The sequence below is a fragment of the Mesorhizobium sp. M0983 genome (genome assembly GCF_040318975.1).
Classification (GTDB): Bacteria; Pseudomonadota; Alphaproteobacteria; order Rhizobiales; family Rhizobiaceae; genus Mesorhizobium.
Genome location: NZ_JAMYNH010000007.1, coordinates 90,747 through 117,559, shown reverse-complemented (window position 1 = coordinate 117,559; position 26,813 = coordinate 90,747). Strand labels below are relative to the sequence as shown.

The 26,813-nt window shown below is 63.3% G+C and carries 23 protein-coding genes, 1 tRNA gene and 1 other RNA gene; 17 read left to right on the top strand and 8 right to left on the bottom strand.

The features are described from left to right. Positions 1 to 248: 248 nt before the first annotated feature. Complete coding sequence (locus NKH71_RS15325) at positions 249 to 2,933, top strand: ATP-binding protein (protein WP_352895146.1); 2,685 nt, start codon at positions 249 to 251, stop codon at positions 2,931 to 2,933. 300 nt (positions 2,934 to 3,233) lie between these two features. Beyond that, entirely contained in the window at positions 3,234 to 3,860 is a 627-nt protein-coding gene (locus NKH71_RS15320; protein WP_352791871.1) for a LysE family translocator, read from the top strand. A 34-nt stretch (positions 3,861 to 3,894) separates the two neighbouring features. Here the strand turns inward: NKH71_RS15320 and NKH71_RS15315 are convergent. Beyond that, a tRNA-Thr gene (locus tag NKH71_RS15315) sits at positions 3,895 to 3,970 on the bottom strand. A gap of 383 nt (positions 3,971 to 4,353) precedes the next feature. On the opposite strand from NKH71_RS15315, the gene NKH71_RS15310 reads away from it, so the two are divergent. Further along, positions 4,354 to 5,517: a hypothetical protein gene (locus NKH71_RS15310; RefSeq protein ID WP_023717852.1), complete on the top strand. Its 1,164-nt coding sequence runs from the start codon at positions 4,354 to 4,356 to the stop codon at positions 5,515 to 5,517. A gap of 1 nt (position 5,518) precedes the next feature. Here NKH71_RS15310 and NKH71_RS15305 read toward each other — a convergent pair whose 3' ends face one another. Then, the gene (locus NKH71_RS15305; protein ID WP_352791870.1) at positions 5,519 to 7,120 is read right to left on the bottom strand and encodes a cisplatin damage response ATP-dependent DNA ligase; all 1,602 of its coding nucleotides are present in this window, start codon (positions 7,118 to 7,120) and stop codon (positions 5,519 to 5,521) included. 226 nt (positions 7,121 to 7,346) lie between these two features. Continuing rightward, a complete protein-coding gene (locus tag NKH71_RS15300; protein WP_352483268.1) occupies positions 7,347 to 8,357 on the bottom strand; it encodes a ligase-associated DNA damage response exonuclease in 1,011 nt (336 codons plus the stop codon). Positions 8,358 to 8,465: 108 nt separating this feature from the next. On the opposite strand from NKH71_RS15300, the gene NKH71_RS15295 reads away from it, so the two are divergent. Both NKH71_RS15295 and NKH71_RS15290 read left to right on the top strand, forming a co-directional pair. After that, positions 8,466 to 9,410: a class I SAM-dependent methyltransferase gene (locus tag NKH71_RS15295; RefSeq protein ID WP_352483267.1), complete on the top strand. Its 945-nt coding sequence runs from the start codon at positions 8,466 to 8,468 to the stop codon at positions 9,408 to 9,410. Positions 9,411 to 9,464: 54 nt separating this feature from the next. Beyond that, positions 9,465 to 9,821 carry a hypothetical protein gene (locus NKH71_RS15290; RefSeq protein WP_352590814.1) on the top strand — a complete coding sequence of 119 codons (357 nt, stop codon included), beginning with the start codon at positions 9,465 to 9,467 and terminating at the stop codon, positions 9,819 to 9,821. A 7-nt stretch (positions 9,822 to 9,828) separates the two neighbouring features. Here NKH71_RS15290 and NKH71_RS15285 read toward each other — a convergent pair whose 3' ends face one another. Both NKH71_RS15285 and NKH71_RS15280 read right to left on the bottom strand, forming a co-directional pair. Further along, positions 9,829 to 10,692: a prephenate dehydratase gene (locus NKH71_RS15285; protein ID WP_352483265.1), complete on the bottom strand. Its 864-nt coding sequence runs from the start codon at positions 10,690 to 10,692 to the stop codon at positions 9,829 to 9,831. Between the two features lie 33 nt (positions 10,693 to 10,725). Then, positions 10,726 to 11,454, bottom strand: a complete 729-nt coding sequence (locus NKH71_RS15280) for a 3-deoxy-manno-octulosonate cytidylyltransferase (protein ID WP_023717846.1) — start codon at positions 11,452 to 11,454, stop codon at positions 10,726 to 10,728. Between the two features lie 192 nt (positions 11,455 to 11,646). On the opposite strand from NKH71_RS15280, the gene NKH71_RS15275 reads away from it, so the two are divergent. The 9 genes from NKH71_RS15275 (at position 11,647) to NKH71_RS15235 (ending at position 22,015) form a co-directional block, all read left to right on the top strand. After that, positions 11,647 to 12,300 (top strand): c-type cytochrome, encoded by a 654-nt coding sequence (locus tag NKH71_RS15275; protein ID WP_352483264.1) that lies wholly within the window; start codon positions 11,647 to 11,649, stop codon positions 12,298 to 12,300. A 177-nt stretch (positions 12,301 to 12,477) separates the two neighbouring features. Continuing rightward, entirely contained in the window at positions 12,478 to 14,361 is a 1,884-nt protein-coding gene (locus NKH71_RS15270) for an extracellular solute-binding protein (RefSeq protein WP_352483263.1), read from the top strand. Next, on the top strand, positions 14,361 to 16,229 hold the full coding sequence (locus NKH71_RS15265; protein ID WP_352791800.1) for an extracellular solute-binding protein: 1,869 nt from the start codon (positions 14,361 to 14,363) through the stop codon (positions 16,227 to 16,229). The genes NKH71_RS15270 and NKH71_RS15265 overlap by 1 nt, the downstream gene beginning before the upstream one ends. Positions 16,230 to 16,259: 30 nt before the next feature. Continuing rightward, entirely contained in the window at positions 16,260 to 17,354 is a 1,095-nt protein-coding gene (locus NKH71_RS15260) for a microcin C ABC transporter permease YejB (protein ID WP_352483261.1), read from the top strand. Then, positions 17,354 to 18,493 carry an ABC transporter permease gene (locus NKH71_RS15255; RefSeq protein ID WP_352483260.1) on the top strand — a complete coding sequence of 380 codons (1,140 nt, stop codon included), beginning with the start codon at positions 17,354 to 17,356 and terminating at the stop codon, positions 18,491 to 18,493. Before NKH71_RS15260 ends, NKH71_RS15255 begins: the two co-directional genes overlap by 1 nt. A 120-nt stretch (positions 18,494 to 18,613) precedes the next feature. Next, on the top strand, positions 18,614 to 18,850 hold the full coding sequence (locus NKH71_RS15250; protein ID WP_352548783.1) for a hypothetical protein: 237 nt from the start codon (positions 18,614 to 18,616) through the stop codon (positions 18,848 to 18,850). Then, positions 18,850 to 19,353, top strand: coding sequence for a type II toxin-antitoxin system VapC family toxin (locus tag NKH71_RS15245; RefSeq protein WP_352483259.1), 504 nt, complete (start codon positions 18,850 to 18,852; stop codon positions 19,351 to 19,353). Before NKH71_RS15250 ends, NKH71_RS15245 begins: the two co-directional genes overlap by 1 nt. After that, positions 19,350 to 20,978: an ABC transporter ATP-binding protein gene (locus tag NKH71_RS15240; protein WP_352483258.1), complete on the top strand. Its 1,629-nt coding sequence runs from the start codon at positions 19,350 to 19,352 to the stop codon at positions 20,976 to 20,978. The genes NKH71_RS15245 and NKH71_RS15240 overlap by 4 nt, the downstream gene beginning before the upstream one ends. Before the next feature lie 95 nt (positions 20,979 to 21,073). Continuing rightward, entirely contained in the window at positions 21,074 to 22,015 is a 942-nt protein-coding gene (locus NKH71_RS15235) for a 2-hydroxyacid dehydrogenase (RefSeq protein ID WP_023717837.1), read from the top strand. Between the two features lie 25 nt (positions 22,016 to 22,040). Here NKH71_RS15235 and NKH71_RS15230 read toward each other — a convergent pair whose 3' ends face one another. The 3 genes from NKH71_RS15230 to NKH71_RS15220 are packed head-to-tail and all read right to left on the bottom strand — an operon-like array spanning position 22,041 to position 23,768. Next, positions 22,041 to 22,343 carry a Dabb family protein gene (locus NKH71_RS15230; protein WP_352483257.1) on the bottom strand — a complete coding sequence of 101 codons (303 nt, stop codon included), beginning with the start codon at positions 22,341 to 22,343 and terminating at the stop codon, positions 22,041 to 22,043. A gap of 25 nt (positions 22,344 to 22,368) precedes the next feature. Continuing rightward, entirely contained in the window at positions 22,369 to 23,310 is a 942-nt protein-coding gene (nudC, locus tag NKH71_RS15225) for an NAD(+) diphosphatase (protein ID WP_023717835.1), read from the bottom strand. Between the two features lie 38 nt (positions 23,311 to 23,348). Continuing rightward, positions 23,349 to 23,768, bottom strand: coding sequence for an HIT domain-containing protein (locus NKH71_RS15220; RefSeq protein WP_352895145.1), 420 nt, complete (start codon positions 23,766 to 23,768; stop codon positions 23,349 to 23,351). 357 nt (positions 23,769 to 24,125) lie between these two features. On the opposite strand from NKH71_RS15220, the gene ffs reads away from it, so the two are divergent. From ffs to NKH71_RS15205, 3 genes are all read left to right on the top strand, one after another. After that, positions 24,126 to 24,222, top strand: an RNA gene (ffs, locus tag NKH71_RS15215) — signal recognition particle sRNA small type. A gap of 104 nt (positions 24,223 to 24,326) precedes the next feature. Further along, positions 24,327 to 26,168 (top strand): DNA polymerase III subunit gamma/tau, encoded by a 1,842-nt coding sequence (locus tag NKH71_RS15210; RefSeq protein WP_352493753.1) that lies wholly within the window; start codon positions 24,327 to 24,329, stop codon positions 26,166 to 26,168. 32 nt (positions 26,169 to 26,200) lie between these two features. Next, positions 26,201 to 26,524 (top strand): YbaB/EbfC family nucleoid-associated protein, encoded by a 324-nt coding sequence (locus NKH71_RS15205; protein ID WP_023719593.1) that lies wholly within the window; start codon positions 26,201 to 26,203, stop codon positions 26,522 to 26,524. The last annotated feature ends 289 nt before the right edge of the window (positions 26,525 to 26,813 follow it).

Genomic DNA, 26,813 nt, shown 5'->3' with positions numbered 1-26,813 from the left:
ACGCTATCATCACGGAAGTGAGGCTATCCAGCCCGCTTCGCTAGGTCTTGTCGCCGCCTTGGTTGTCTGCCTGTTTTGTAGTCTTCATGCCTATGGCAGCAGCAAACATATCGGCTCCGGGACAAAATAACGCCCGCTTCCCAGGGGTGATTTGCCAAATCGCCGCGGTCATGTGAGGTCATGTGAAATGAGCGTGTTGCACTCATTGCCTACTGTTGTACCTTCAATGTTCTGGAGGCGCGGGTTTGATGCTGCTTGAGCGAGAGGACCCACTTGGAGCTTTGTTGGCCGCGGCCGAGAGAGCTGCTGCCGGACATGGCGGGACCGTGCTGGTGCATGGCGAGGCGGGCCTAGGCAAGACCTCTCTGCTGCGCGAATTCGCGGAAAACGCCGACCGGGACTGCCGGGTGCTGTGGGGCTGGTGCGAGGCGCTCTTCACGCCGCGTCCATTGGGCCCTCTCCAGGACATGGCGCACTTGCTCGACCCGCGCGTGGCAGCGCTGCTTGAGGAGACCGCAGCCCCGGAGCGGCTTTTCCCGGCATTGCTGAACGCGCTGCAGCGCGCCAAGGGCACGACCGTGCTCATCTTCGAGGACATGCATTGGGCGGATAATGCGACGCTCGACCTCGTAAGATATCTCGGTCGCCGCGTCTCCCTGCTCCGCACCATGCTGGTGCTCAGCATGCGCAGAGAGGACTTGAACGCCGATCACCCGCTGACCCACGTGCTCGGCGATCTTCCCGCCGCCTCCGTACGCCGCGTGACGCTTAAACCGCTGTCTCCCCAGGCGGTTACGATGCTGGCCGAACAGGCCGGCCGTTCCGCCGACGGGCTTTACCGCATTACTGAGGGCAATCCCTTCTTCGTTACCGAGCTCCTGTCCAGCAGCGAGACCGAATCGGCGCGCGTGCCCGATTCCATACGCGACGCGGTGTGGTCCCGCCTGTCGCGCCTGACGCCTGGAGAGCGCGACGTGCTGGAGGTCATGAGCATCATGCCGGGCAGCGTTGAGCCGTGGCTGATCCGGGCCCTTCTCGGGGACGAGACCGAAGCGCTCGTGGATCGATGCGTCGACCGTGGATTGCTGCGGCGGGACGATCAGGGCGCGCTGACATTTCGCCACGAGCTTGCCAGGGAAGCGACGCTCGACCGGCTCTCCCCCTCTCTGCAACGTTTGCTTCATTCCAAGGTCGAAGCGGCACTCTCGGAAGTTCCGGCGTCGCAGGCAAGCGCTCTGCTTTCGCGCCGCGTCCATCACGCCGGTGGCGCCGACAATGGCGAACGCGTGCTCGAACTCGCGCCGCTCGCCGCCCGGCAGGCCGCCCGCCTGGGCGCGCACCGGGAGGCGGCCTCGCATCTGGCGACCGCACTCAGATATGTCGACCAAGCCCCGCCGGAACTGGCCGCGCAGTTGCACGAGGACTGGGCCTACGAGGCCGGCCTGGCACTGCTTGTCTATGATGCCATCATCGAGGCCCGGCATCGCGCCATCGCCATCTGGCGGCAGCTGGACCGGGTCGACAAGATAGGGCTCAATTTGCGCTGGCTGTCGCGGCTGCACTGGCGGCGCGGCGAAGGCCCGCAGGCGGAAGAGTATGCCGACCAGGCCGTGCATGAAGTGGAAGGCCTGCCGCCGGGTCCCGAAGTGGCAATGGCCTACAGCACACGCTCGCAGCTCCATATGCTGCACTATCGTTTCGACGAGGCGATCGAATGGGGCGAGCGCGCGATCAGCCTGGCCGATCGGCTGGGTGAGGTCGAGACGCGCGTTCACGCCCTCAACAATGTCGGCACCGCGCTCATGTTCGCCGACTGCCCTGGCGGCCGTGAGCGGCTGGAGGAAAGCCTTGCCCTGGCGCTCGAGCACGGGCTCCACGACCATGCGGCGCGGGCCTATACGAACTTTGCGGAATGCGCGGTGGTGGCCAAGGACTTCGAGCTGGCGGAGCGGCTGCTGGCCGAAGGCATCGCATTCTGCACCAGGCACGACCTCGATTCGGCGGCGCAATACCTGCTCGGCCGGCAGGCGCAGCTTTGCATGGAACAGGGTCGGTTTCGCGAGGCCGCAACCATCGCTCAGGGCGTCATGAATGTGGAGCGCCTGCCGATGGTGATGCACTTGCCGGCGCTCACCGTGCTTGGCACGGTCCGCGTAAGGCTGGGCGAGACCGACGGCGTCGACCTTTTGCAGCGGGCCCTTGCGGAGGGGCAGACGACCGGCGAGCCGCAGCGTATCGTCCCGGTTCGCCTGGCGCTGACGGAGGCGGCCTGGCTTGCCGAGGATATCGGCGCCGGCCACGCGCAGCTTACCGAGCTGGCGGCCATGAACCTCGACAATTTCCGCCCCAGGGACCTTGGCGAATTGTCGGTCTGGTGGCGTCGATGCGGAATGCCCGGATCGCTGCCGGCGCTATCGGCGCCCATACCGTCGCCCTGGTCCGCCGAGCTTGTCGGCGACCCGCAGGCCGCCGCGGCGGAGTGGACGCGTTTCTCGCTGCCCTACGAGGCAGCACTTGCCCTCATGCAGGTTCGTGGGGCGGATGCCGGAACGGCGCTCGCTCGCGCCGTGGCGATGCTGGACGAGATCGACGCGCCCGCGGCCGCAGCGCTGGCGCGCAAGCTCGCGCAGCGTCAGGGCCTGTCAGGCCTGCTGCCGAAGGTGCAGCGCGGACCCTATGCGGCGGCCCGTCGCCATCCGCTCGGCCTGACACAGCACGAGCAGAAGGTGCTCGCCCTGATCGCCCAGGGCATCAGCAACAAGGAAGTCGCGCGACATTTGTCGCGCTCGCCCCGCACGATCGAGCATCACGTCTCCTCGCTGCTCGGCAAGCTCAACGCCGCAAACCGTATGGAAATCCTCCTGCGGCTGCGCGGCGAGCCGTGGCTCCTGACGGGCACCCATCCGTTGGAACCGCACCAGACGGGACCATGATTCCAGCCGATTCTGTCGGGATGGAACAGGCTCTGGGTAGTTCCCGCAGCAAAATTTCCGCGAAAACTGGGAAATCGACCGCCTAAAAATGGGTGGCGGTACCGATTTGCATGCCCGCGGCTCCGCGTAGGTTTCTGCTCGCAGCGTGGATGGACCTCCCAACACCACGACGCCTTCACGATCCGGGGGAGAAGGCGGGCAACGGCGGCGGTGCGGGGAACCGCCGCCGGCGTCCGGCGGCTGGGGCGCGACGGGAATTCCTCGCCGCTCTGTGATCGACGCAACAAACGGGAGGCTGCAATGTCAAATTCGCTTCTGCTGTCGACGGCCATGCTGCAATTCCTGGCGGCATATACGGTGATCATGATCACGCCAGGCCCGATCGGGCTCGCGACCGGCAGCCTTGCCTCCCTGCACGGCTTTGGCAGGACGATTCCGCTCGTGGCCGGGATCGGCGCCGGAACCGCCGTGCTGGCGGTCCTGGTGGCGTTTGGCGCCGTTCATCTTTCCGGGTCGCTGTCGGTGCCGGCGGTCAAGATCGCCGGTGCGGCGGTCCTTGGCTGGATGGCCCTGCGCATCGCCAGAACGGCGCCGCCGGCCGTCGGCGACGAGCCTCAGAGACGACAGGCCGGATTGTTTGCCGGCGGGTTTCTCATCAGCATTCTCTCGCCTGAAACCGCCACTTTCTTTGCCGTCGCCTTCATGGGGCTGATGCTGCCGATCCGGAATTCGAACGAGATGCTGATGGTCGCGGCCATCGTCGCCATCATCGACATTGGCTGGTACGGATTTCTGGCCGTCGCCCTTTCGCGTCCGGTCGTGCGCGCTGCCGCGATGCGGCATCATCGGGTCATCTGCCGGGCGGCGGGGGTCGTGCTGGCAATGCTCGCCCTCGTCTCGGCGGCGTCGGCCTTTCCACTCGGCTGAGCGCTGGTTGAAGGAGGCGCGCGGGTAAATCGTTTGGTGCCGCTTAGGTGACTCGAACACCTGACCCCATCATTACGAATGATGTGCTCTACCAACTGAGCTAAAGCGGCCCGGGAAGCCGAGCTTCCAGGATGGGCTGGGTGATAGACGCAACCAGCGTTTAATTCAAGATGGTAGCGTTGAATTCAAGATGGCAGCCGCGAATTCAAGGACGAGGCTTGGCAAATCGTATCGGTCCCGGGCCGGGCGCAAGGGCAGCAGCCGCGCCGATCCGCCATAGGCCGTGCGACGCCGTTTCGCACGGCCGCCCCGACCGCCACGTTGCCGCCGTGACCGGAAAAGCAGCGAAAAATGTTGATTCCTTTACCGAAAACCGCCGAAATGAGCTTTGCACCCCTCGGCAAGGCAGAATGCGGCCGCTCGCTTGTTGATTGATTGGTCGCCTGCGGCTAACGATCATGACAATGTGAGTGAAATTGCAGAGGGAATTTGCTTGGACGCGATCGAAAAAGCGATCCGCAATGCCTTCGAGAAAGGCAATGCCGACGACCGGGCGTTTCGCGAGCGGGTCTATCGATCGGCTTTCGCGGCACTCGACCGTGCCCTGCAGGCCAATCCAAACGTCACCGTGGAGGTCGCCATCAAGCGCCGCAAGGCGGTCCAGGCCAAGATCACCGAAATCGAATCGGAATTCCTGCCGGCGGTTCCCGACGTCGCCGCGCCGACCGACAGTTTGGAGACAGCACCGGCGGTGGAGCCTCCAGCTGAAACCGAAACCGAAGCCGAGCCCGTGCCGTCGCCCGATGTCGTCGTTGACGGTCCGGCGCAGCCGCCCGAATCCGATGCGCCTCGGTCGCGCGTCCTGCCGGTCGTCCCCGACATCATGCCCGATGCACCTGTTGCCGAAGTGCCGGTGATCGACATGGGGGCCTCGGCTCCGACCGAAGCCGACGTCGAAACCGACGATGCGGAAGTGACGCCCGACCGCGACGACCGGCGGGCGAGGCGGCGGCGCCTGCCTTTGACCGCGATCTTCCTCGGTGTGACGCTGCTCGCAGCCGCCGGCATCGGCCTTTATTTCGCCAACCAGACCGGCGTCTTCAAATCGGCAACCGAACTCGACACGGCGCCGCCGGAAGTGCCGCCAACGGTCGACGGCGACGATTTCACGCCGGATGACACCGCTTCGCCGCCAAAGCAGGGCGAGGAGGACCAGGCGCGCGACTGGATCAACGTGTTTTCGCCGGGCGACCCGACGCAGGTCAATGCGCCGTCGGACGCCAAGGCCGACGTTGTCCAGGACGAAAGCGGTTCCTTCCTGCGCATCCGCTCGGGCGCATCCGGCTCGGCCATCAGCTTCGACGTCGGGCAAGGCGTGCTGGAGAGGATCGCCGGCAAGCATGCCACATTCGACATCATCGCACGCTCCGAGGAGGGGCAGGAGACGCAGATTTCCGTCGACTGCAATTTCGGCGAACTCGGCGACTGTGGCCGCAAGCGCTATGCGGTCGGTCGCGAGCGCAATGAATATCTGTTCGACGTGCGCCTTCCCGACAAGCGTCCGGGCGCTGCCGGCACCATCGCCATCAATTCCGACTTCGACAAGCAGGGCAAGTCGGTCGACATCTACGAGATCCGCGTTTCAGTCCTTCCTTAAGTTAACTGTCGAGCAGCGCCTGCAGCGTCTCGATGCGGTCGGCTTCGGCCGCCGGCTTGTCCCAGCGCAATCGTGAAATGCGGGGGAAGCGCATGGCGACGCCCGATTTGTGCCGCGTCGAGCGGTTGAGCCCTTCGAATGCCACCTCCAGTACGAGGCCTTGTCTGCGGTCGGCACGCACTGAGCGCACCGGGCCAAAGCGCTCGATCGTGTTGTCGCGGACATATTTGTCGATCTGCCTCAGCTCTTCGTCGGTGAAGCCGAAATAGGCTTTTCCCACCGGCACCAGCTCTTCCGATCCTTCCGGCCCGGACCAGACGCCGAATGTATAATCGGAATAGAAGCTCGAGCGCTTGCCGTGGCCGCGCTGGGCATACATCAGTACGGCGTCGACCGTGTGCGGATCGCGCTTCCATTTGAACCAGGGGCCCTTCGGCCGCCCGGCCACATAAGGCGAATCCCAGCGCTTCAGCATGACGCCTTCGATGACCGGATGCAGCGGCTTGCGGCGCAATTCCTCCAGCGCCTGCCAGTTGGTGAATTCGACCAGCGGCGACAGATCGAAGCGGCTCGGATCGAGTGTCCTCACAAAGGCCTCGAGCCGGCCGCGCCGTTCGCGGAAGGGAAGTCCGCACACATCCTCGTCGCCGATCTGCAGCGCATCGTAGCAGCGCATGAAGGCCGGGTATTGCTGCTGGATCTTGGGTGACACGCTCTTGCGGTTCAGCCGCTGCTGCAGGTCCGAGAACGTGCCCGTCGCCTGCCTGGGGTCTCCGACCAAAAGCTCGCCGTCGAGGGCGCCGGAAAAATCCATCGCCTCAGCAAGATCGGGAAAGGCGCCGGAGACATCGTCACCGGTGCGCGAATAGAGCCGGCGAATGCCGCCTTCGCAAACCGCCTGGACGCGGATGCCGTCCCATTTCCATTCGGCCGCGTAGTCGGCCGGGTCGAGCTTTTCGAGGTCGCCGTCACCGACGGCATTCGACAGCATCACCGGCCTGAACAGCGCCAGCGCCGTCTTCCTGGGTTTTTCCGCTTTACCCTCCAGCCAGGCGAACAGCGCGATATAGGGCGGCGTCAGGCCGTGCCAGAGTTCCTCGATCTCGGCGATTTCGACCCTGCCGAAATCAGCGAGCGCCTGCTTGGCCAGCCGCGCCGAGACGCCGATGCGCAGGCCGCCGGTGACCAGCTTTATGATGGCAAAGCGCGCCGAAGTGCTGGCGCTGTCGAGCAGCCGGGCCAGCACCTGAGGCCCGTCCGAACGGCTCGCCGCCTGCAGCTTCGCCACCACTTCGGCCAGCGTCGGCTCGTGGTTCGCAATGTCGACCGGCGCTTGCGGCCAGACCAGCGACACGGTCTCGGCCAGGTCGCCGACATAGTCGTAGGAATAGCCGAACAGCACCGGATCCATGCGCTCGACGACCAGCGTGCGCAGCATCGCCGGCTTGACCGCGGCGATGGACAGATCGCCGGTGATGGCCGCCAGCGCCAGCCCGCGGTCAGGATCCTCGACGCTGCGGAAATAATCGGTCAAAAGCGTCAGCTTGCCGTTGCGCGACGGCGTCAGCACCAGCCGGTCGAGAAGCTCGGCGAAGCGGTTCATGGGAGGAGCGCCAAGGGGGGAAGCTTGCGATCCTTCGCGCCCCCCTCTGTCCTGCCGGACATCTCCCCCACGAGGGGGGAGATTGGATGTCGCCACTGGTTTCGCCAATCTCCAGCGTTGAGGGAACGAGCGCGGCGCCAAAGCTGCCGATCTCCCCCCTCGTGGGGGAGATGGCCGGCAGGCCAGAGGGGGGCGCGACAGAACGCCATACCGGCGATTTCCACCATCAATCGCCCTCGTCCTCATAGCCAACCAGATGCAGCGGCCTGGCGGCGATGCCTTCGAGTTCGCACCAGCGCACCAGCGCCTCCTCGCGGCCATGCGTCACCCAGATTTCCTCGGCGCCGGTCTCCTTGATCGTCGCTGTCAGCTCGTCCCAGTCGGAGTGATCGGAGATGATCAGCGGCAGCTCGACGCCGCCCTGTTTGGCGCGCTGGCGGATGCGCATCCAGCCTGAGGCGAAGCACGACATCGGATCGGGAAAACGCCGCGCCCAGCGATCGGCGAACGCGGATGGCGGGCCGACGACGATGGCGCCGGCAAAGTCGCTTTTCGCGCCGCTCTCGACGGTCGCCGGTTCCAGTGTGCCGAGATCGATGTCCTGGCTCTGGAAATACTCGCTGAGCTTGGCCAGCGCGCCATGGATGTAGATCGGCTTTTCGTAGCCGGCATCGCGCAGCAGGCGCATGACGCGCTGCGCCTTGCCAAGCGCATAGGCGCCGACCAGATGCGTGCGTTCGGGAAACTGCTCGGTCGATTTCAGCAACCGGGCGATCTCTTCGCTATCGGGCGGATGGCGGAACACCGGCAGGCCGAACGTCGCCTCGGTGATGAAGACGTCGCATTTGAGTGGCTCGAACGGCTCGCAGGTCGCGTCCTTCTGGCGCTTATAGTCGCCGGACGCGACGATGCATGTGCCCTGATGCGCGACCTTGATCTGCGCCGAGCCCAGCACATGGCCAGCCGGGTGAAAGCTGACGGTGACGCCGTCGAGCGTGATCGTCTCGCCGAGCACGGCGGCTTGCGTCGTTCCGGCAAAATCTTCGCCGTAGCGCAGCCCCATGATGTCGAGCGTCTGCTGCGTCGCCATCACCGAGCGGTGGCCGGGGCGGGCATGGTCGGAATGGCCATGTGTGATCAGCGCCCGGTTGACCGGCCGCACCGGGTCGATGAAGAAATCGCCGGGCGGGCAATACAGCCCTTCCGGCCGGGGATGAAGCAGGTCGCTGGCGCGCATGGCCCCAAGATAGGCGCTAATTCCGGCGCGGGAAGCCTGTTGTAAGTCACTGCTGACTCCAGCATAGAGCGCAGGCCGGCCGCAAAACACCGGCGGAACCTGATCGCCATGAAACCGCTCCAGACTTCGTCCGGCGATCCGACCGCCGACCGCCGCGCCGACTATGCCGAAATGCTCCATGCGTCCGGCGATCATGCGGCAGCGTCGGAATTGCTGCTCGGCGCGCTCGAACTGGCGCCGCAATGGCCGGCCGGCTGGTTCCGCCTCGGTGAGATGCAGGAGGCGGCGGGCGCGCCCGATCTCGCCGCGCAGGCCTGGACGACGGCACTGCGGCTGGACCCGGCGGACAGGCTCGGCGCGGTGCTCAAGCTGCAATTGATCGGCAAGGCAGCGGCCGCCCAGGCGCCGCCCAGCGCCTTTGTCGAGACGCTGTACGACCACTATGCCGGAAGCTTCGAGGGTGAGCTGGTCGACAGGCTAGGCTATCGTCTGCCCGAATGTCTCGACCGAGCCATCCGGGCAGCACGGCCGGGCCGGTTTTCGCTGGTGCTCGATCTCGGCTGCGGCACCGGCCTCATGGGCCAGAGACTGCGGCCGATCGCCGATCGGCTGGAGGGTTACGACATCTCGGCCGGCATGCTGAGGCAGGCGCGCGCCAAAGGCGTCTACGATCTGCTCGTCAAGACGGACCTGCAGGATTTTTGCTATTCAGGCCCGAAAGCCGATCTGGTGACGGCGGCAGATGTGTTCATCTATCTCGGCGCACTCGACAAGGTGGTGACCAAGATTGCCGGAATGCTTGCCGGCGGCGGTCTGTTTGCGTTCTCCGTCGAGACGCTCTCCGGCGGCGACCTATCTGGCAGCGGCGATTTCGCCTTGCAGCCGTCGCGCCGCTATGCGCATTCGCAAAGCTATGTAGAGCGGGTTCTGGACGCCAACGGCTTTTCGGTCCTGTCGCTGCAGGCAACGATTATCCGGCAGGATCGCCGCGAACCGGTCGAAGGGCTTGCCGTACTGGCAAGCTTGCTTTCCGGCAGCGTAAAATCTGGCTAAGACTCCTGCCGCTGCACAGGAGAGTGGCAGCTGCGAAAGACAAGGAGCACGTTCATGCGCTGGAACATGATGGTCTTGGCATCTTGCCTGGCGATGGCCGGCTGCGTCGGCAATTCGATGTCCGAACGGCAGGACGAAAACGTCCAGTCCTCGCTGCTATATGACAAGGTGCCTTGCGACCAATTGCTGGCGCAACGAAACGGCCTGGCGCAGCAATATCATTTGCCGGTGGACGCCAAGCCGTCCTTCTCCAACCCGGCGACGGGCTTCGGCCCGTTCACGCCGGACATGCGCTCAAAAGCCAAACGTGACGCCGACCAGGCAAGCGGCAAGATCGACGCCATGAACCGGTCGATCAGCCGCCGCGAATGCGGCAAGCCGGCCAGGCAGAACAAGCTCAGCCTGACCTGACCGGACCCTAATCCGCCACCTTCCATTGCTCGCGCGAGGCACTGGCGGGGTAGACGCCGAGAATGCGCATTTCGCGCGAGAAGAAGGCGAGCTCGTCGAGCGCCAGCTTCACCAGCGGGTCGTCGGGATGGCCCTCTATGTCGGCGTAGAACAGCGTCGCCGTAAACGCGCCGAGCTGGTAGCTTTCCAGCTTGGTCATGTTGATGCCGTTGGTGGCGAAGCCGCCCATCGCCTTGTAGAGCGCGGCAGGCACGTTGCGGACGCGGAAGATGAAGGTCGTCATCATCTTGGCGTCGGCCGAGGGGCGTTCGGCCCATTGCTTGTTCTTGGTCAGCACGACGAAACGGGTGACGTTGCTGTCGGTGTCCTCGACATTCTCCTCGATGATGTCGAGCCCGTAGAGCGTCGAGGCCAGCGCCGGCGCCAGCGCGGCCATGGTGCGGTCCTTCATCGCGGCGACCATCTTGGCGGCGCCCGCCGTGTCGCCGGCAACCGTCGCCTTCCAGCCGTTCTTGCGGATGTATTTGCGGCATTGGCCGAGCGCGTGGATGTGGCTGTGCACGGTCCGGATCTCGTCGCGCCTGACGCCGGGCAGCACCATGAGCTGGAAGTGGATCGGCAGGAAATATTCGCCGATGATGTGCAGCTTCGATTCCGGCAAGAGGTGATGGATGTCGGCGACGCGGCCGGCAATGGTGTTCTCGATCGGGATCATGGCCAGATCGGCCTTGCCGGTCTCGACGGCGTTGAAGGCGTCCTCAAAGGTCGGGCACGGCAACGGCTCCATCGACGGGAACATGTTGCGGCAGGCGGTGTCGGAATTGGCGCCCGGCTCGCCCTGGAAGGATATTTTGTTGGTCTTTTCAGGCATGCGCAGAGTCTCGGGAATTGGGGGAAGAATTTCTTAGTTGGAAAGGAGCGCCCTGGCGCGTTCGAGATCGTCCGGCGTATCGACGCCAAGCGGCACCGACTGCACGATCTCCGCATCAATGCGCATGCCGGCCTCGAGCGCCCGCAACTGCTCCAGCCGCTCGCGGCGCTCCAGCGGCGACGGCCTCAGCGCAACGAAGCGTTCGAGTGCGGCGCGGCGATAGGCATAGAGGCCGATATGATGGTAGAGCGGGCCTTCGCCCCAGGGGGCGGTGGCGCGGGTGAAATAGAGCGCCCTGAGCCGCGTCGCCGAGAGTGGCGAGCCGACCAGCTTGACGACGTTCGGATTGGTCTTTTCCTCGTCGCGGACGATCTCGACGCAGAGCGTGGCGATGTCGACCGCTGCGTTCTCGAAAGGCTTAAGCGCGGCGCCGATAACAAGGGGCTCGATGGTCGGCAGATCGCCCTGCACATTGACGATGGTCTCGACGCTGTTGCCAGGGTCGAGAATGGTCAGCGCTTCGAAGATGCGGTCGGAGCCGGTTTCGTGGTCCGCCCGCGTCATCACCGCCTCGAAATCATGCGCGCGCACCGCCTCCGCAACGCTTTGCGTATCGGTGGCGACGACGACCCGGCCGAGGCCGGCCTCGGCAGCACGGCGGGCGACGTGGACGATCATCGGAGTGCCGGCGATGTTGGCCAGCGGCTTGCCCGGCAGGCGGGTCGAGGCCATGCGGGCCGGGATCAGGATGAGGGTGGACATGAGGCGGGCAGGGGCTCGAAAAAGAGGAGGACAAAAGTGGCAAAAGGTCTCACTGGCAGCGCCCTTATAGGTGTTGCAACGCCGGAGCAAAAGACCTAGTTTCCGCGCGATTTGACCGCCTCGCAGGGTGGTTCACGATACCGACGGACGGAGTGGACGGATCGGTCCGCCGGAAAAGGGAGCCTGGGGCGTATGGATTCCAACGAAGTCAACAAGCTGCTCGCCGCTTTCCTCGGCACGGTGTTCATTGTCTTTTCCGTTGGCATCGTGTCCGACGCGCTGTTTGCCTCGCCGGCGCCGGAAAAGCCCGGCTTTGCCATCGAGGCGACCGAGCCTGCCGAAGGCGGCCCGGCCGCTCCCGCCGCGGAGGCCAAGCCGATCGCCGAGCTGCTGACCACCGCCAACGCCGAAGCGGGCGCCGCCGTCTTCAAGAAATGCCAGGCCTGTCATTCCGGCGAAAAGGGCGGCCCCAACAAGGTGGGCCCCGATCTGTGGGACATCATCGACCGTCCGGTCGCCGAGCATGAGGGCTTTGCCTATTCTGCCGGCATGAAGGAGTTCTCTAAGGGCGGCAGCGAGAAGTGGACCTACGACAACCTCAACCACTTCATCACCTCGCCGAAGAAGTTCGTGAAGGGCACGGCGATGGGTTTCGCCGGCCTGCCGAAGGATGAGGACCGCGCCAACGTCATCGCCTATCTGCGCACGCTGTCGGACAATCCGAAGCCGCTGCCGGCGCCCGGCGCCTCGGCCGAGAACGCGCCCGCCAAGCCGGCCGAAGGTGCAGCCCCTGCCAAGCCGGCAGAAGGCGCGGCGCCAGCCGCTCCGGCTGCACCCGCAAAATAACAAAACTGTAATGACATAATCCTTGAAAAAGCCGGGTTCAGCCCGGCTTTTTTTTCGTTAGGAAAATGCATATGCGACGACAAAGCCGCTCCGTTGCGGTTTTCAGCGCCGCCAAATGATCTAGATTGGGCCCAGACGCTATGGTGACGGCGCTATATATCGCGAAGAGGAGAACGCATGACGGTTGGCCGAGCGCGGACGCTTCTGAAATCGGTGCTTATGCTGGCTGCTTTTGCCGGCGGCCTGCAGGCGGCCCTCGCGGACGAATGGCGCACGACCTCGTCGCTGATCGGCGAATCCAAATATGGCGACAACTTCCAGCACTACGATTACATCAATCCGGATGCACCCAAGGGCGGCACGCTGAATTCGGTGGCGCCCGGCACGTTTGACAGCTTCAATCCCTACATCGTCCAGGGTTCTGCCGCCGCTGGCTTCGTCCCTTTTGGCGGCGGTCTGCTCTACGACACGCTAATGGAGCAGGCGACCGACGAAGGCAGCACCAGCCATTCGCTGGTCGCTGAAGCCTATAAATATCCGGCCGATTATTCCTCGGCGACCTACCGGCTCGATCCGCGGGCGAAGTGGCATGACGGCCAGCCGATCACCGTCGACGACGTGATCTGGTCGTTCCAGGTGCTAAAGGCCAACAGCCCGCAATACAGCCGTTATTTCGAGAACGTTACCGATGCGGTCGCAATCTCCGATCGTGAGGTCGAGTTCCATTTCAGCCAGAAGGGCAATCGCGAACTGCCCAAGATTCTCGGCGACCTCGTCGTACTGCCCAAGCACTGGTGGGATGGCACTGACGCCAACGGCAAGAAGCGCGACGTCACCCGGCCGACGCTGGAGCCGCCGCTGGGTTCGGCCGCTTACAAGATCGCCAGCTTCAAGCCAGGTTCGGAAATTGTATGGCAGCGCGTGCCTGACTATTGGGCCGCCAAGTTGCCGGTGAAGATCGGCCGAGAGAATTTCGACACGAAGCGGTACACCTACATCCTCGATGAGAATGCGGCTTGGCAGGCATTCACCAAGGGTGGGCTTGAGGACATCAACGCGGAAAACAGCTCCAGACGCTGGTCGACGGCGTATAACTTTCCCGCGATCAAGCAAGGCGACGTCATCAAGAGGGAGTTCAAGACCGAGTCGCCCGAGCCGATGCAGGGTTTCGCGCTTAATCTGCGACGTCCGCAGTTTCAGGATCGACGCATACGCGAGGCGTTGACCGACGTGCTCGATTTCGAAAGCATGAATCGTACGCTGTTCTTCGGTCTTAACACCCGCACGAGCAGCTATTTCCAGGGCACCAACCTGGCGTCCAGCGGCCTGCCGAAAGGCAAGGAGCTGGAGATTCTCGAGCAATATCGTGACAAGCTGCCGCCTGAAGTGTTCACCGAGGAATTCAAACTGCCGGTCTACGACACGCCGCAGGCGGAGCGTAAATACCTGAAGTCCGCGGTCGACCTGTTCGCCAAGGCTGGTTGGGTCATCAAGGGCGGCAAAATGGTCAATGCCCAAACGGGCCAGCAATTCAAGCTGGAGATCCTGGGACGGGACCCGACAGACGAAGTCATCGCAAATCCCTACGTCGATAATTTGCGAAAGATCGGTATTGATGCCGCACTTCGCATTGTTGACCCCAGTCAATATGTGAACCGCACCCGTAGCTTCGACTTCGACATGGTGACGGGGATCTTCCCACAGTCGGATTCGCCCGGCAACGAGCAACGCGACTTCTGGAGTTCAAAAGCCGCCGACGCACCTGGCTCACGCAATCTGATGGGCATTAAGGATCCGATTGTCGACGCGCTGGTCGACCGCGTTATCTACGCCACCGACCGCGACGATCTGGTTGCTGCCACCCATGCGCTCGACCGGGTGCTGTTGTGGAATTACTATGTCGTGCCGCAATGGCACAGGCCCGTGGTCTGGCTGGCCTACTGGAACAAGTTCGGCATGCCTGAAAAGCAGCCTGCCTATTTAGGCGTGGACACGGATTCCTGGTGGGTCGATCCGGTCAAGGAAAAGGCGCTGGCGGCAAAATACAAGAGTGGCAATTGATGGCGGCGCTGCCCCGTCGCGACTTCCTCGCCCTTGGCGGTGCAGCCGCGGCCGCAGCGCTGCTGCCCGGGCGGGCTTTCGCCGCGATCCCAACCGGCGTGAAACTGCACGGCCTGTCGGCCTTCGGCGATCTCAAATACGGACCGGATTTCGCGCATTTCGACTATGTCAATCCGGACGCGCCCAAGGGCGGCCGGATGAATTTCGCCCCGCCGAACGCTACCCTCAATCAGAGCTTTCTTACTTTCAACACGTTGAACTCGCTGGTGCTGAAGGGGGATTCGCCGCCGCGCACCGAGCTCTGTTTCGATACGCTGATGGCGAGGGCAGTCGATGAGCCGGATGCGGTCTACGGTCTGCTTGCCGAATCCGTTACCTTGTCGCAGGACCGCAACGGCTACCGCTTCAGCATGCGGCCACAAGCGCGCTTCCACGATGGCTCGCCGCTGACCGCCGAAGACATTGCCTTCGCCTTGAATCTCTACAAGGACCGGGGGCATCCGAACCTTTCCCAAGCGCTGCGGCATATGACGGATGCGGTCGCAATCGATCCGCTTACGGTCAATCTCACCTTCAACGGCAAACAGTCCGCGCAGAATATCCTCGCGATCGCCGTTATGCCGATCGTGTCGAAGGCCTTCTACACCGCCAATGATTTCGACGCCTCGACGTTAACCCCACCGCTTAGCTCCGGACCATACAGGGTGGGACGGGTGGTGGCCGGGCAGACTGTCGAATATGAACGCGTCGCCGACTATTGGGGCCGCGATCTGGCCGTGAACCGCGGGCTTAATAATTTCGACCGCATCCGTATCGATTTTTATCTTGACCGCCAGGCAGCGTTTGAAGCGTTCAAGAAAGGCGACACGCATTTTCGCGAGGAAGGTACCGCGCGGGTATGGGCGACCGGTTACGACTTTCCTGCGCTGAAGGACGGCAGGGTGGTCAAACGGGAATTTCCCGGCGAGAAATCGCCATCCATGCAGGCTGTCGCGCTGAACCAGCGCCGGCCGCAATTCCGCGACATACGCGTGAGACGCGCAATCGCCTATTGCTTCGACTTCGAATGGACCAAACGGGTGCTGTTTTTCGGCTCCTACGATCGCTCGCAATCGAACTTCGAACGATCGGATTACAAGGCCGAGGGCCTGCCCTCGCCCCAGGAATTGAAACTGCTGGAGCCGTTTCGAGCCGAGTTGCCGCCGGAGACCTTCGGCGAACCGGTGATACAACCTGTCTCCGACGGTTCTGGCCATGACCGCAAGCTGCTGCGCGAAGCGTCGAGATTGCTTGCCGAAGCCGGCTGGAAGCGAGCGGGCAAATTCGTCGTCAACGACAAAGGCGAGCGACTGCAGGTGGAAATGCTCGCCGAGGACGAGGGCCTCGTTCGCATCTTCGCCCCGTGGTCCGAGAATATGAAGGCGATTGGCATCGATGCTTCGATCCGGCAGGTCGATTCGACGCAATTCGAAGCGCGGCAAAGCAACTATGATTTCGATTTCAACCTTCTCCGATGGTCGATCGGGGCGACGCCCACCGCCGACGGCCTCGAGATACTCTACGATTCGCGGATGGCGAAGACGCCGGGGATGCGCAACTATCCGGGTACGGAAAGCAAAGCCATCGACGCGCTGATCGAGGCAGCCGGCAAGGCACAGAGCCGGATCGAGCTCGTCACCGCGCTCAAGGCGCTCGATCGGGCCTTGCGCGCACGGCTAGACTGGATTCCAACATATGACCTGGCGAATCACCGAGCGGCGTTCTGGGACATGTTCGGCATTCCCGCTCAAAAGCCGGATTACGACTTTCCGGTCGAGACGTCGTGGTGGTTCGACAAAGACAAGGCGGCAAAGATTGGCAAAGCCTGAGATTTTCCCACAAGCGAGGCAGAGAGCCTGATGGGCGCCTATATACTGCGCCGCATCCTGCTGATGATCCCGACCCTGTTCGGCATCATGGCGGTGTCCTTCGCCGTCATCCAGTTCGCGCCTGGCGGGCCGGTCGAGCAGGTCATCGCCAGGCTGACCAACCAGGGCGGCAGCGATCGCCTCGGCGGCGGCGGCGGTGATGCCGGCGGCGCCAATTTCGACGTGGCCGGCGACGTCGGCTCGAAATACCGCGGCGCGCAAGGGCTCGACCCGGAATTCATCAAGAAACTGGAGAAGCAGTTCGGCTTCGACAAGCCGCCGCTCGAGCGCTTCGGCATGATGCTGTGGAACTATCTCCGCTTCGATTTCGGCGACAGCTATTTCCGCGACATATCGGTGCTCGACCTGATCCTGGAAAAGATGCCGGTGTCAATCTCGATCGGGCTGTGGATCACGCTTCTGTCCTATCTGATCTCGATCCCGCTCGGCATCCGCAAGGCGGTCAAGGACGGCTCCACGTTCGACGTCTGGACCAGCGGCGTCGTCATCGTCGGTTACGCCATTCCGGGCTTCCTGTTCGGCATATTGCTGATGGTGCTGTTTGCTGGCGGCTCGTTCTGGGACTGGTTTCCACTGCGCGGCCTCACCTCCGACAATTGGGACCAGTTGTCGTGGCCGGCCAGGATCGTCGATTATTTCTGGCATATGACCTTGCCGCTGACGGCGCTGGTGCTGTCGGCCTTCGCCACGACGACGCTTTTGACCAAGAATTCCTTCCTCGAGGAAATCCGCAAGCAATATGTGGTCACCGCCCGCGCCAAGGGCCTGTCGGAGCGGCAGGTGCTCTACGGCCACGTCTTCCGCAACGCCATGCTGATCGTCATTGCCGGTTTTCCCGGCGCCTTCATCTCGGCCTTCTTCACCGGCTCGCTGCTGATCGAGAACATATTTTCGCTCGACGGCCTCGGCCTGCTCGGCTTCAACTCGGTGGTGCAGCGCGACTATCCGGTCGTCTTCGCCAATCTCTACATCTTCTCGCTGCTTGGCCTGTTCGTCGGGCTGCTGTCCGACCTGATCTACACCTGGGTCGATCCGCGCATCGACTTCGAGCGGAGAGACGTCTGATGGCGCAGGCCACAGCCGAAACGGCGCCGGCACGGATCGCGCGGCCCTTTCTGTCGCCGCTCAACCAGCGCCGCCTGCAGAACTTCAAGTCCAACCGGCGCGGCTACTGGTCGTTGTGGATATTCCTGTTCCTGTTCGTGCTGTCGCTGGTTTCCGAATTGATCGCCAACGATAAGCCGATCATCGCCTCCTACAAGGGCGAGATCCTGTTTCCGGTCCTGGTCGCCTATCCCGAGGAGAAGTTCGGCGGCTTCTATGCGGTCACCGACTACCGCGACCCGGTCATCCAGGACGAGATCAACGCCAATGGCTGGATGATCTGGCCGCCGGTGCGCTACTCCTATCAGACCGTCAATAACGCCATTCCCGAAGCAGCACCGACCAAGCCGTCCTGGCTCTACGACAAGAAGACGCGCTGCAACCAGTATCCGAAAGGCGAGGCAGACCCCAACTGCAACGTCGGCAACTGGAACTGGCTGGGCACCGATGACCAGGCCCGCGACGTGCTGGCGCGCGTCATCTACGGCTTCAGGATCTCGGTGCTGTTCGGCTTGGTTCTGACTGCCGGCTCGGCGCTGATCGGCGTGGCGGCCGGCGCTCTGCAGGGCTATTTCGGCGGCTGGACCGACCTTCTGTTCCAGCGCTTCATCGAGATCTGGTCGGCCATCCCGGTGCTGTATCTGCTCTTGATCGTCGCCGCCATCCTGCCGCCCGGCTTCTTCATCCTGCTCGGATTGATGCTGCTGTTTTCCTGGGTGGCACTGGTCGGCGTGGTAAGGGCCGAGTTCCTGCGCGCCCGTAACTTCGAATATGTCAACGCGGCGCGCGCGCTTGGCGTGTCTAACATCACCATCATGTTTCGGCATCTGCTGCCCAATGCCATGGTGGCGACGCTGACCTTCTTGCCCTTCCTGCTTAGCGGCTCGATTTCGACGCTGACCTCGCTCGACTATCTCGGCTTCGGCCTGCCGCCCGGCTCCGCCTCGCTCGGCGAGTTGTTGAAGCAGGCACAGCGCAATCTCAACGCGCCATGGCTCGGCATTTCCGGCTTCGTCGTCATCTCGCTGATGCTGTCGCTGCTGGTCTTCGTCGGCGAGGCCACCCGCGACGCTTTCGATCCGCGCAAGACGTTCAGATGAGAGCGATGCGGGCTGGCATTCGGCATGTTATATTCCGGCCGATATCGAGCGAACCCGGACCCATGACGGTGTTGGCGTCGGTTCAGTCCGTCAAGCCGCACGTCGGGGAAGGAAAGGGTTATGAATAGGGTCATCCTTGAACAACACTACCCGGCATCGAAGCTCCCGGATGAACTGCGAAGGGGCATAGCTCCGAGCGCCTCGGTCAAAGTGACAGTGGAAGAGGAGGCCAACAGGCCTCTTGGCCGCGAACAATTGCTTGAACTCATGCGGAATGCTCAGGCCAACGCGCCGGGAACAAGCCTCGACGAGGCTGTCGCGCGTGTTCGTGCCCTCCGCGATGAGTGGGAGGATTGATGGCTGCAGTCCGGCTTTATGTCGACACCAACATTTTCATCTATGCCTTTGAAAACAACGATGCGCTTGCAAAAAAACTGCTTCAGCTCATTTCACTGAACGACGGCAGAAAGCAGCTTTTCTTGGCGACGAGTGAGATCGTGCTCGCAGAGTTGATGGTCGATCCCTTGATGAGAAAGAACAATGATCGACTGATCGAACTCTACGACAATATTTCAATCGGCAATGCCTTCATCTCAATTGGGGCGATAACTCGCGAGGTTCTCTGGCACGCAGCACAGTTGCGTTCGGAATTCCTTTCCTTGAGATTACCGGACGCGATCCATCTTTCCACAGCGATGCACTTCGGCTGCACACAATTTCTGACCGCGGACACGAGATTGAAAGAGACCTATTCTATCGCACCAAATCGTCTCGTCCCCCCTCAAATGGCAGCCAAAATTTCGATCATACGACCGGAAATTTCCGCCTTGGACAGGGTTGTCGCGGAAGTTGAGCCATGACCGCCCCTCTCCTTTCCGTACGAGACCTCAGCGTCGCCTTCACGCAAGGCGGCAACCAGTCGATCGCCGTCGACCATATTTCCTTCGACCTTGCCAAGGGCGAGACGGTGGCGCTGGTCGGCGAATCCGGCTCCGGCAAGTCGGTCACCGCGCTGTCGGTGCTGAAGCTGCTGCCCTATCCGACCGCCAGCCACCCCTCGGGAAAGATACTGTTCCTCGGCGCCGACCTGCTGGCCACGGACGAGAGAGACTTGCGCCGCGTGCGCGGCAACAAGATCACCATGATCTTCCAGGAGCCGATGACCTCGCTCAACCCGCTGCACACGATCGAGCAGCAGATCGTCGAGGTGCTGAAATTGCACCAGGGCCTGGGCGATCGCACCGCCAAGGCGCGCACGCTGGAACTTCTGCACGAGGTCGGCATCCGCGAACCGGAGAAGCGGCTCGACGCCTATCCGCACCAGCTTTCCGGCGGCCAGCGCCAGCGCGTCATGATCGCCATGGCGCTGGCCAACGAGCCTGAACTGTTGATCGCCGACGAGCCGACGACGGCGCTCGACGTCACCGTCCAGGCGCAGATCCTCGAATTGCTCGCCGGCCTGAAAAGCCGCAAGAACATGTCGATGCTGTTCATCACCCACGATCTCGGCATCGTCAGGAAGATCGCCGACCGGGTCTGCGTGATGACCAAGGGCAAGATCGTCGAGACCGGCCCGACCAAGGAGATATTCGCCAATCCGCAGCACGCCTACACCCGGCATCTGCTTGCCGCCGAGCCGAAGGGCAAGCCGCCGGCGGCCAATCAGGCCGCCAAGCCAGTGATGGTCGGCAACGACGTCAAGGTCTGGTTTCCGATCAAGAAGGGCTTCTTCCGGCGCACCGTCGACAATGTGAAGGCGGTCGACGGCATCGACGTCACCGTGCGAGCCGGTCAGACGCTTGGCGTCGTCGGCGAATCCGGCTCAGGCAAGACGACGCTCGGCCTGGCGCTGGCCAGGATGATCTCGTCGACCGGGAATATCCAGTTCAACGGACGCGGCATCGATCAGCTATCCTTCAACGAAATGCGGCCGCTGCGGCGCGAACTGCAGATCGTCTTCCAGGATCCGTTCGGCTCGCTCAGCCCGCGCATGTCGGTCGCCGAGATCATCGAGGAAGGGTTGAAGATCCACGAGCCGAAACTGTCGCCCGATGCGCGCGACGAGCGTGTCGTCGACGTGCTGCAGGAAGTCGGCCTCGATCCGGCGACGCGCAACCGCTATCCGCACGAATTCTCCGGCGGCCAGCGCCAGCGCGTCGCCATCGCGCGCGCCATGGTGCTCAACCCGCGCTTCGTCATGCTGGACGAGCCGACCTCGGCGCTCGACATGAGCGTGCAGGCGCAGGTCGTCGACCTCTTGCGCAGCCTGCAGGCCAAGCACGACCTCGCCTATCTCTTCATCAGCCACGATCTGAGGGTCATCCGCGCGCTCGCCAATGAAGTCATCGTCATGCGCAATGGCAGGATCGTCGAAGCCGGACCTTCCGAACAGATTTTTGGCAACCCGCGGACCGACTATACAAAGGCGTTGATCTCGGCCGCCTTCAAGATCGAAACGGCGCCGGTCGGCATCGTTAGCGAGTAGATTTTCGCCAGAGATCATGCACAAAATCAAAACGCTGCCGCGCCCTTGCACGTCGGGACGCGAACGCTGTTGGTAAAAAGGAAAAACAATCCGCAATGGAAAAAGGCCGCATCCTGCTTGCCCTCACCGGTATTCATCCGCTGCGCTGGCGCGAACTGCTGTCGGCGGAGCGCGAAGTGGTGCTCGAGCCGAATGGCGCCGCCGATCCGTCGATCACCTATGCGGTGGTGTGGAAACAGCGGCCGAACCTGTTGTCATCGCTGCCCAATCTGCGCGCCATCTTCTCGATCGGCGCCGGCGTCGACCACATCTTCGCCGATCCCACCTTGCCCGACGTTCCGGTCGTCAAGGTGGTGGCCGACAACCTGACCCAGTACATGACCGAATACGTCGTCTGGCGGGTGCTCGACCACCATCGCCAGGGCATGCTCTACCGCGCCCAGCAGCAGAAGAAGATCTGGCACGAACCGCAGCAGCGGCCGGCCAGCGACATCTCGGTCGGCATTATGGGGCTCGGCACGCTCGGCCGCGCGGCGGCGTCGGTGCTGTTGTCGCTCGGCTTTCCGGTCAATGGCTGGTCGCGCAGCGATCGGCCGATGCAAGGTGTCTCGACTTATGCGGGCGAGGCCGGCCTGATCCCGTTCCTCAACGCTACCGACATCCTGGTGGTGCTTCTGCCGCTGACGCCGCAGACGCACGGCATCATCAACCACGGCGTGCTGAAGGAGCTGCGCAAGCGCAACGGCCTCGGCGGCTCGGTGCTGATCAATGCCGGGCGCGGCAGGCTGCAGAAGGACGCCGACATTCTGCGCGCACTGGACGACGGCACGCTGAAGGAAGCCAGCCTCGACGTGTTCGAGGTCGAGCCGCTGCCGAAGACCAGCCCACTATGGAACCATCCTAAAGTGTTCGTGACGCCGCATGCGGCGGCAACTTCCGATCCGGTCCACCTGGCGCCGATCATGCTGCGCCAGATGGACGCCTTCGAGCGCGGCGAAGCGCTGGAAAATGTGGTGGACCGCGACGCGGGGTATTGATTTTTTGGAGCGCCGCTTCCCCGTCTCAGCCCCAGCCGAGCGGCACGTAGTCGATCTCCATAAACGCCTCGACCTCGGGGATCCAGCGGTCGCGGACGAAGGCGACGTGGTCGGGATGATCGTTGTAGCCGGAGTAAGCCCGCTGATCGGCGAACTCCATCGAGAAGCCGAAGCGGTACTCGTTCTTGGGGCTGACCTGCCGCAACTGCTCGAAATGCGTGACGCCCTTTATCGCCGTGAGGATCCTCTTGGCATCGGCGAGGAACCTTTTTTCCTCAAGCGAGTGCGGCGGGTGTTTTAGCGTGAACACGACGGTGTGACGGATCATTTTTTGCTCCTGCGATGTCTTCGTGTCACGCGCTGTCGGCCCAGGCGCGGATCAGGTTATAGGCGATCGCCCCTTTCGGCGGCGTCACCAGGCCGCCCGGATGTTCCCTGGCCAGCATCGACAGCACCTCGTCGCGAAAGAACCAGCGGCAGTCTTCCAGCTCGTTGAGGTCGGGGTGGATGTCGTCGTTGAGCGGTTCGCCGAAGCAGCCGATCATCAGCGAATAGGGAAACGGCCAGGGCTGGCTGGCGTGGTAGACGACGCGGCCGAGCCGGATGCCGGCTTCCTCCAGCGTTTCGCGGCGCACCGCCGCCTCGATCGTCTCGCCCGGCTCGATGAAACCGGCGAGCGCCGAATACATGCCGGGCCCGAAATGCCGGCCGCGGCCGAGCAGGCATTTTTCGCGCGTCGCCGTCAGCATGATCGCCACCGGGTCGGTGCGCGGAAAGTGCTCCGTACCGCAGGCCGGGCAATGCCGCTTGTAGCCGCCGGCCCGCATCTCGGCTTCGGTGCCGCATTTGCTGCAGAAGCGATGGCTGGCATGCCAGGCGAGCAGCGCCGCCCCTTGCGCCAGCGCGCCGGCCGCCGCTTCGTCGATCAGCCCCTGCATATAGACCGAGCGATAGTCGATCGCCTTGATCGTCTCGGGAAGCTGCTCGGGCTCGACCGCGGCCGGCACCGCCAGCACCGGGCCACTTTCGGAAAAACCGAGCAGGACGCCGTTTTCGAGCGATGCCTCGAGCGGCCGGCTTTCGGCCACGCCGAACCAGGGATCGAATGCGTCTTGCGCAAGCTTCAGATAGAGCCGGCCGCCATGCATCAGCAAAAGCCGAGTCGTCGGATCGGCGAGCGCCTTTTCGACGGAATCGTCGGCGCGGTTTTCGGATTGCCGGTCGATGATGTTGCCGGCGAAGCCGACGAACTGGCTCGGCTCGCGCAAGGGCGCGTCAAACAGGCTAAAGCTCATGCGGACTCGGGAAGGTTCAAGATGGACACGGGAGAGGCTTATAGCGCTGCCTTGATCTTTTCCGCAAACTTGCGAATGTCGGAGCGCTGGTAGGGCTCGCGCCGGCCGTGCCCCCACACCGGGCCGGGCCAGCCGGGATCGCCTTCCGAGCGCGCGATAACATGCACGTGCAACTGCCGCACGATGTTGCCGAGCGCGCCGGTGTTGATCTTGGTGCAGCCGGTCACCCGCTTCAGCGCCAGCGCCACCATGTTGGTCTCGAAGGTCAGCATCGCCTGGTCGAGCGGCGTCATGTCGTGGATTTCCTCGATGCCCGGCCGCTGCGGCACCAGCAGCAGCCACGGCCAGCGGCGGTCGTTCATGACGCGCAATTCGCACAGGCCGAGCCACATCAGCTGTTCGCTGTCGGCTTCCAGCTGAGCGTCAAGCGTGAATCCTGCCTTGAGGCCCGGCAGCATCGGCGTTTCCCTCGCATTTTGACGTTTTTTGAACTTTATCGACGCTAGAGCGGCTACCGGGGGGCCGCAAGGGGCAGCAAGCAACATTGGCCGTCGTGGCGCTGATTGTGCGCGAAGAACCGAGGACCAGGGCATTGCATACGGTTGGCGCTGCCCCGCCGAGGTCGACAATTTTGACCGCAGCCACATTTTGTTCTTGCTTTGTGCCGGCAGCTATGCTACTAATGTCGCTATGGTGATTATTCGCACCAACGACCCGCCCGCCGAGGCGGGTTTTTGGTTTCAGCTTTCGCCGTCGCGCACGACTCCTATCATCCGCACTTGCATTTCATCGCCGGATTGCCGATATGGAGGCCGGGAGGTTGGTGGTGGACGGTCCACTCGCCAACCGGGTCAGGTCCGGAAGGAAGCAGCCCTAACGAGCCCGGAACGGGTCATTGTTCCAGCCTCCCGCCTCTTCGCCTTTTGCCCCGACATTGACGGCGCCAAGCCGTGCGGGCGAAACTATGCGCAGGAATCGGCCGCCTCCAGTGGCAGCCCTTGGAGCTTAACGGGCGAATGAGCGAAGCCGGAAACGACGCCGGGAAATCGGACAAGCCTGCCGCCTATCGCGTGCTGGCGCGCAAATACCGACCGTCGAATTTCTCCGAACTGATCGGCCAGGAGCCGATGGTCCGCACCTTGACCAATGCCTTTGCCACCGGCCGCATCGCCCAGGCCTGGATGCTGACCGGCGTGCGCGGCGTCGGCAAGACGACGACCGCGCGCATACTGGCGCGGGCCCTGAACTATAAAACATCGACCGTCGACCAGCCTTCAGTCGACCTTGCCGTGCTCGGCGAGCATTGCCAGGCGATCATGGAAGGCCGCCATGTCGACGTCATCGAGATGGACGCCGCCTCGCATACCGGCATCGACGACATCAGGGACATCATCGAACGCGTGCGCTACGCCCCGGTATCGGCGCGCTACAAGGTCTACATCATCGACGAAGTGCACATGCTTTCCAACCAGGCCTTCAACGGCCTGCTGAAGACGCTGGAAGAGCCGCCGCCGCACGTCAAGTTCATCTTCGCCACCACCGAAATCCGCAAGGTGCCGATCACCGTCCTGTCGCGCTGCCAGCGTTTCGACCTCAGGCGCATCGATGCGGCAATGATCAAGGCCGACCTTGCCAGGATAGCGGGTCTGGAGGGCATCGAAGTCGAAGACGATGCGCTGGCGATGATCGCGCGCGCGGCCGAAGGCTCGATGCGTGACGCGCAGTCCATCCTCGACCAGGCGATCGCCCATGGCGGCGGCGCGGTCAGCGCCGAAGCGGTCCGCGCCATGCTGGGCCTGGCCGACCGTGCCCGCATCGTCGACCTGTTCGAACATGTCATGAAAGGCGACGTCGCCGCCGCGCTTGCCGAATTCCGTGCCCAGTACGATACCGGCGCCGATCCTGCCGCGGTGCTGACCGACCTTGCCGAGTTCAACCATCTGGTCACCCGTCTGCGCTTCGTGCCGGCTGCTGTCGACGACGCCTCGCTGTCCGAGGACGAGCGCCGGCGCGGCGCCGATTTCGCCAGGACGCTGTCGGTCAAGGTGCTGTCGCGGACATGGCAGATGCTTTTGAAAGGCATTCCCGAGGTGCAGACTTCCAACCGTCCAGTCAGCGCCGCCGAGATGGTGCTGATCCGGTTGGCGCATGCCGCCGACCTGCCGACGCTGGACGAGGCGCTGAGATCGCTGGAGAGCGGCGTTTCGCTGCCCGGCTCCGCGCCGCGCGCGAATGGCGCGCCGGCAAGCCCCGGCCCCGCAAGCCCCGGCCCCGCAAGCCATGGGCCTGCAAGCGGTGGTGCCGGTGCCGTGGCGCAGACGCGGATGCCGACGGCCAATGGCGGCGCGCAGTCGATGCGCCTGGTCGAGCCCGAGCCGGTGCCGACCAATTTCGTTGCTCCGCCGGAGCCGGTGGTCGAGGCGCCGCCGGTGGCGGTGAAATCGCTGGCCGACATTGTTGCCCTTGCCGACGCCCAGCGCGACATGGCCTTCAAGGTGCTGGTCAAGCGTTGCGTGCGCCTGGTGCGCATCGAGCCCGGCCGTATCGACGTCAGCCTGACCGACGATGCGCCGAAGATGCTGCTCAACGATTTGACCGCCAAATTGCGCGCCTGGACCGGCCGCAACTGGCTGGTGTCGCTGTCGAAGGAAGAGGGCGGCCAGACCTTGGCCGAGATGGAATCGACAAAGCGCGAAAATGCCTTCCTCGATGCCAAGAGCGATCCGACGGTCGCCGCCATCCTGGCGCGCTTTCCCGGCGCCAAGATCATCGACGTGCGCATTCCCGACGCGCCGGAGGCCGATGCGGCCGAGGGCGAAGTGCCGGTCGAGCCGCCGGCAGACGACGACGAAACCTGAAACAACCGGCACCAACTGCAAAGGACCGTGCGATGAAAGATCTTCTCGGCCTGATGGGCAAGGCAAAGGAAATGCAGGCCAAGTTCCAGGCCATGCAGGATGAGATCGCCACGCTGGAAGCCACCGGACAGGCCGGCGGCGGCCTGGTCAGCGTGACGCTGACCGGCAAATTCGAGATGAAGTCGCTGAAGATCGACCCGTCGCTGTTCAAGGAGGACGAGGTCGAGATTCTCGAGGATCTGCTTCTCGCTGCCCACAACGACGCCAGGACCAAGGTCGAGCAAACCATGCAGGAAAAGACCAAGGCGCTGACCGCGGGACTGCCGATCCCGCCGGGAATGAAACTGCCCTTCTAAGGCTAATGCATGTCGCGCAAAAGTGTGCAGCGGTTTTGCGGTAACGACATGCATCGAAACAAGAACGTAAAGCGCGTCGCCTGAGGCCGGTCGAACGCGACGCGCTTTTAGTCAATCGGTATGCCGTTACAGTGGCCGAAGAGTGCAGCAGCCAGTGCTTGCTCTTCCGCCGGCTGTGTCTATTAGGCAACTCCCCACACTTAATAACGCTTTAGCCATCTTTTTGCCTGAAAGTGTCTCATTCTTGCCGCAACCAGGGGCGGGCTGGCAGCAGAATGAGGGGACGCCT

What these genes read in the sequence shown, in the direction of transcription:
- NKH71_RS15325 (WP_352895146.1), top strand. Translation starts at nt 249, where the DNA reads ATGCTGCTTGAGCGAGAGGACCCACTTGGAGCTTTGTTGGCCGCGGCC.
- NKH71_RS15320 (WP_352791871.1), top strand. Translation starts at nt 3,234, where the DNA reads ATGTCAAATTCGCTTCTGCTGTCGACGGCCATGCTGCAATTCCTGGCG.
- NKH71_RS15305 (WP_352791870.1), bottom strand. Translation starts at nt 7,120, where the DNA reads ATGAACCGCTTCGCCGAGCTTCTCGACCGGCTGGTGCTGACGCCGTCG.
- NKH71_RS15300 (WP_352483268.1), bottom strand. Translation starts at nt 8,357, where the DNA reads ATGCGCGCCAGCGACCTGCTTCATCCCCGGCCGGAAGGGCTGTATTGC.
- NKH71_RS15295 (WP_352483267.1), top strand. Translation starts at nt 8,466, where the DNA reads ATGAAACCGCTCCAGACTTCGTCCGGCGATCCGACCGCCGACCGCCGC.
- NKH71_RS15290 (WP_352590814.1), top strand. Translation starts at nt 9,465, where the DNA reads ATGCGCTGGAACATGATGGTCTTGGCATCTTGCCTGGCGATGGCCGGC.
- NKH71_RS15285 (WP_352483265.1), bottom strand. Translation starts at nt 10,692, where the DNA reads ATGCCTGAAAAGACCAACAAAATATCCTTCCAGGGCGAGCCGGGCGCC.
- NKH71_RS15280 (WP_023717846.1), bottom strand. Translation starts at nt 11,454, where the DNA reads ATGTCCACCCTCATCCTGATCCCGGCCCGCATGGCCTCGACCCGCCTG.
- NKH71_RS15275 (WP_352483264.1), top strand. Translation starts at nt 11,647, where the DNA reads ATGGATTCCAACGAAGTCAACAAGCTGCTCGCCGCTTTCCTCGGCACG.
- NKH71_RS15270 (WP_352483263.1), top strand. Translation starts at nt 12,478, where the DNA reads ATGACGGTTGGCCGAGCGCGGACGCTTCTGAAATCGGTGCTTATGCTG.
- NKH71_RS15265 (WP_352791800.1), top strand. Translation starts at nt 14,361, where the DNA reads ATGGCGGCGCTGCCCCGTCGCGACTTCCTCGCCCTTGGCGGTGCAGCC.
- NKH71_RS15260 (WP_352483261.1), top strand. Translation starts at nt 16,260, where the DNA reads ATGGGCGCCTATATACTGCGCCGCATCCTGCTGATGATCCCGACCCTG.
- NKH71_RS15255 (WP_352483260.1), top strand. Translation starts at nt 17,354, where the DNA reads ATGGCGCAGGCCACAGCCGAAACGGCGCCGGCACGGATCGCGCGGCCC.
- NKH71_RS15250 (WP_352548783.1), top strand. Translation starts at nt 18,614, where the DNA reads ATGAATAGGGTCATCCTTGAACAACACTACCCGGCATCGAAGCTCCCG.
- NKH71_RS15245 (WP_352483259.1), top strand. Translation starts at nt 18,850, where the DNA reads ATGGCTGCAGTCCGGCTTTATGTCGACACCAACATTTTCATCTATGCC.
- NKH71_RS15240 (WP_352483258.1), top strand. Translation starts at nt 19,350, where the DNA reads ATGACCGCCCCTCTCCTTTCCGTACGAGACCTCAGCGTCGCCTTCACG.
- NKH71_RS15235 (WP_023717837.1), top strand. Translation starts at nt 21,074, where the DNA reads ATGGAAAAAGGCCGCATCCTGCTTGCCCTCACCGGTATTCATCCGCTG.
- NKH71_RS15230 (WP_352483257.1), bottom strand. Translation starts at nt 22,343, where the DNA reads ATGATCCGTCACACCGTCGTGTTCACGCTAAAACACCCGCCGCACTCG.
- nudC (WP_023717835.1), bottom strand. Translation starts at nt 23,310, where the DNA reads ATGAGCTTTAGCCTGTTTGACGCGCCCTTGCGCGAGCCGAGCCAGTTC.
- NKH71_RS15220 (WP_352895145.1), bottom strand. Translation starts at nt 23,768, where the DNA reads ATGCTGCCGGGCCTCAAGGCAGGATTCACGCTTGACGCTCAGCTGGAA.
- NKH71_RS15210 (WP_352493753.1), top strand. Translation starts at nt 24,327, where the DNA reads ATGAGCGAAGCCGGAAACGACGCCGGGAAATCGGACAAGCCTGCCGCC.
- NKH71_RS15205 (WP_023719593.1), top strand. Translation starts at nt 26,201, where the DNA reads ATGAAAGATCTTCTCGGCCTGATGGGCAAGGCAAAGGAAATGCAGGCC.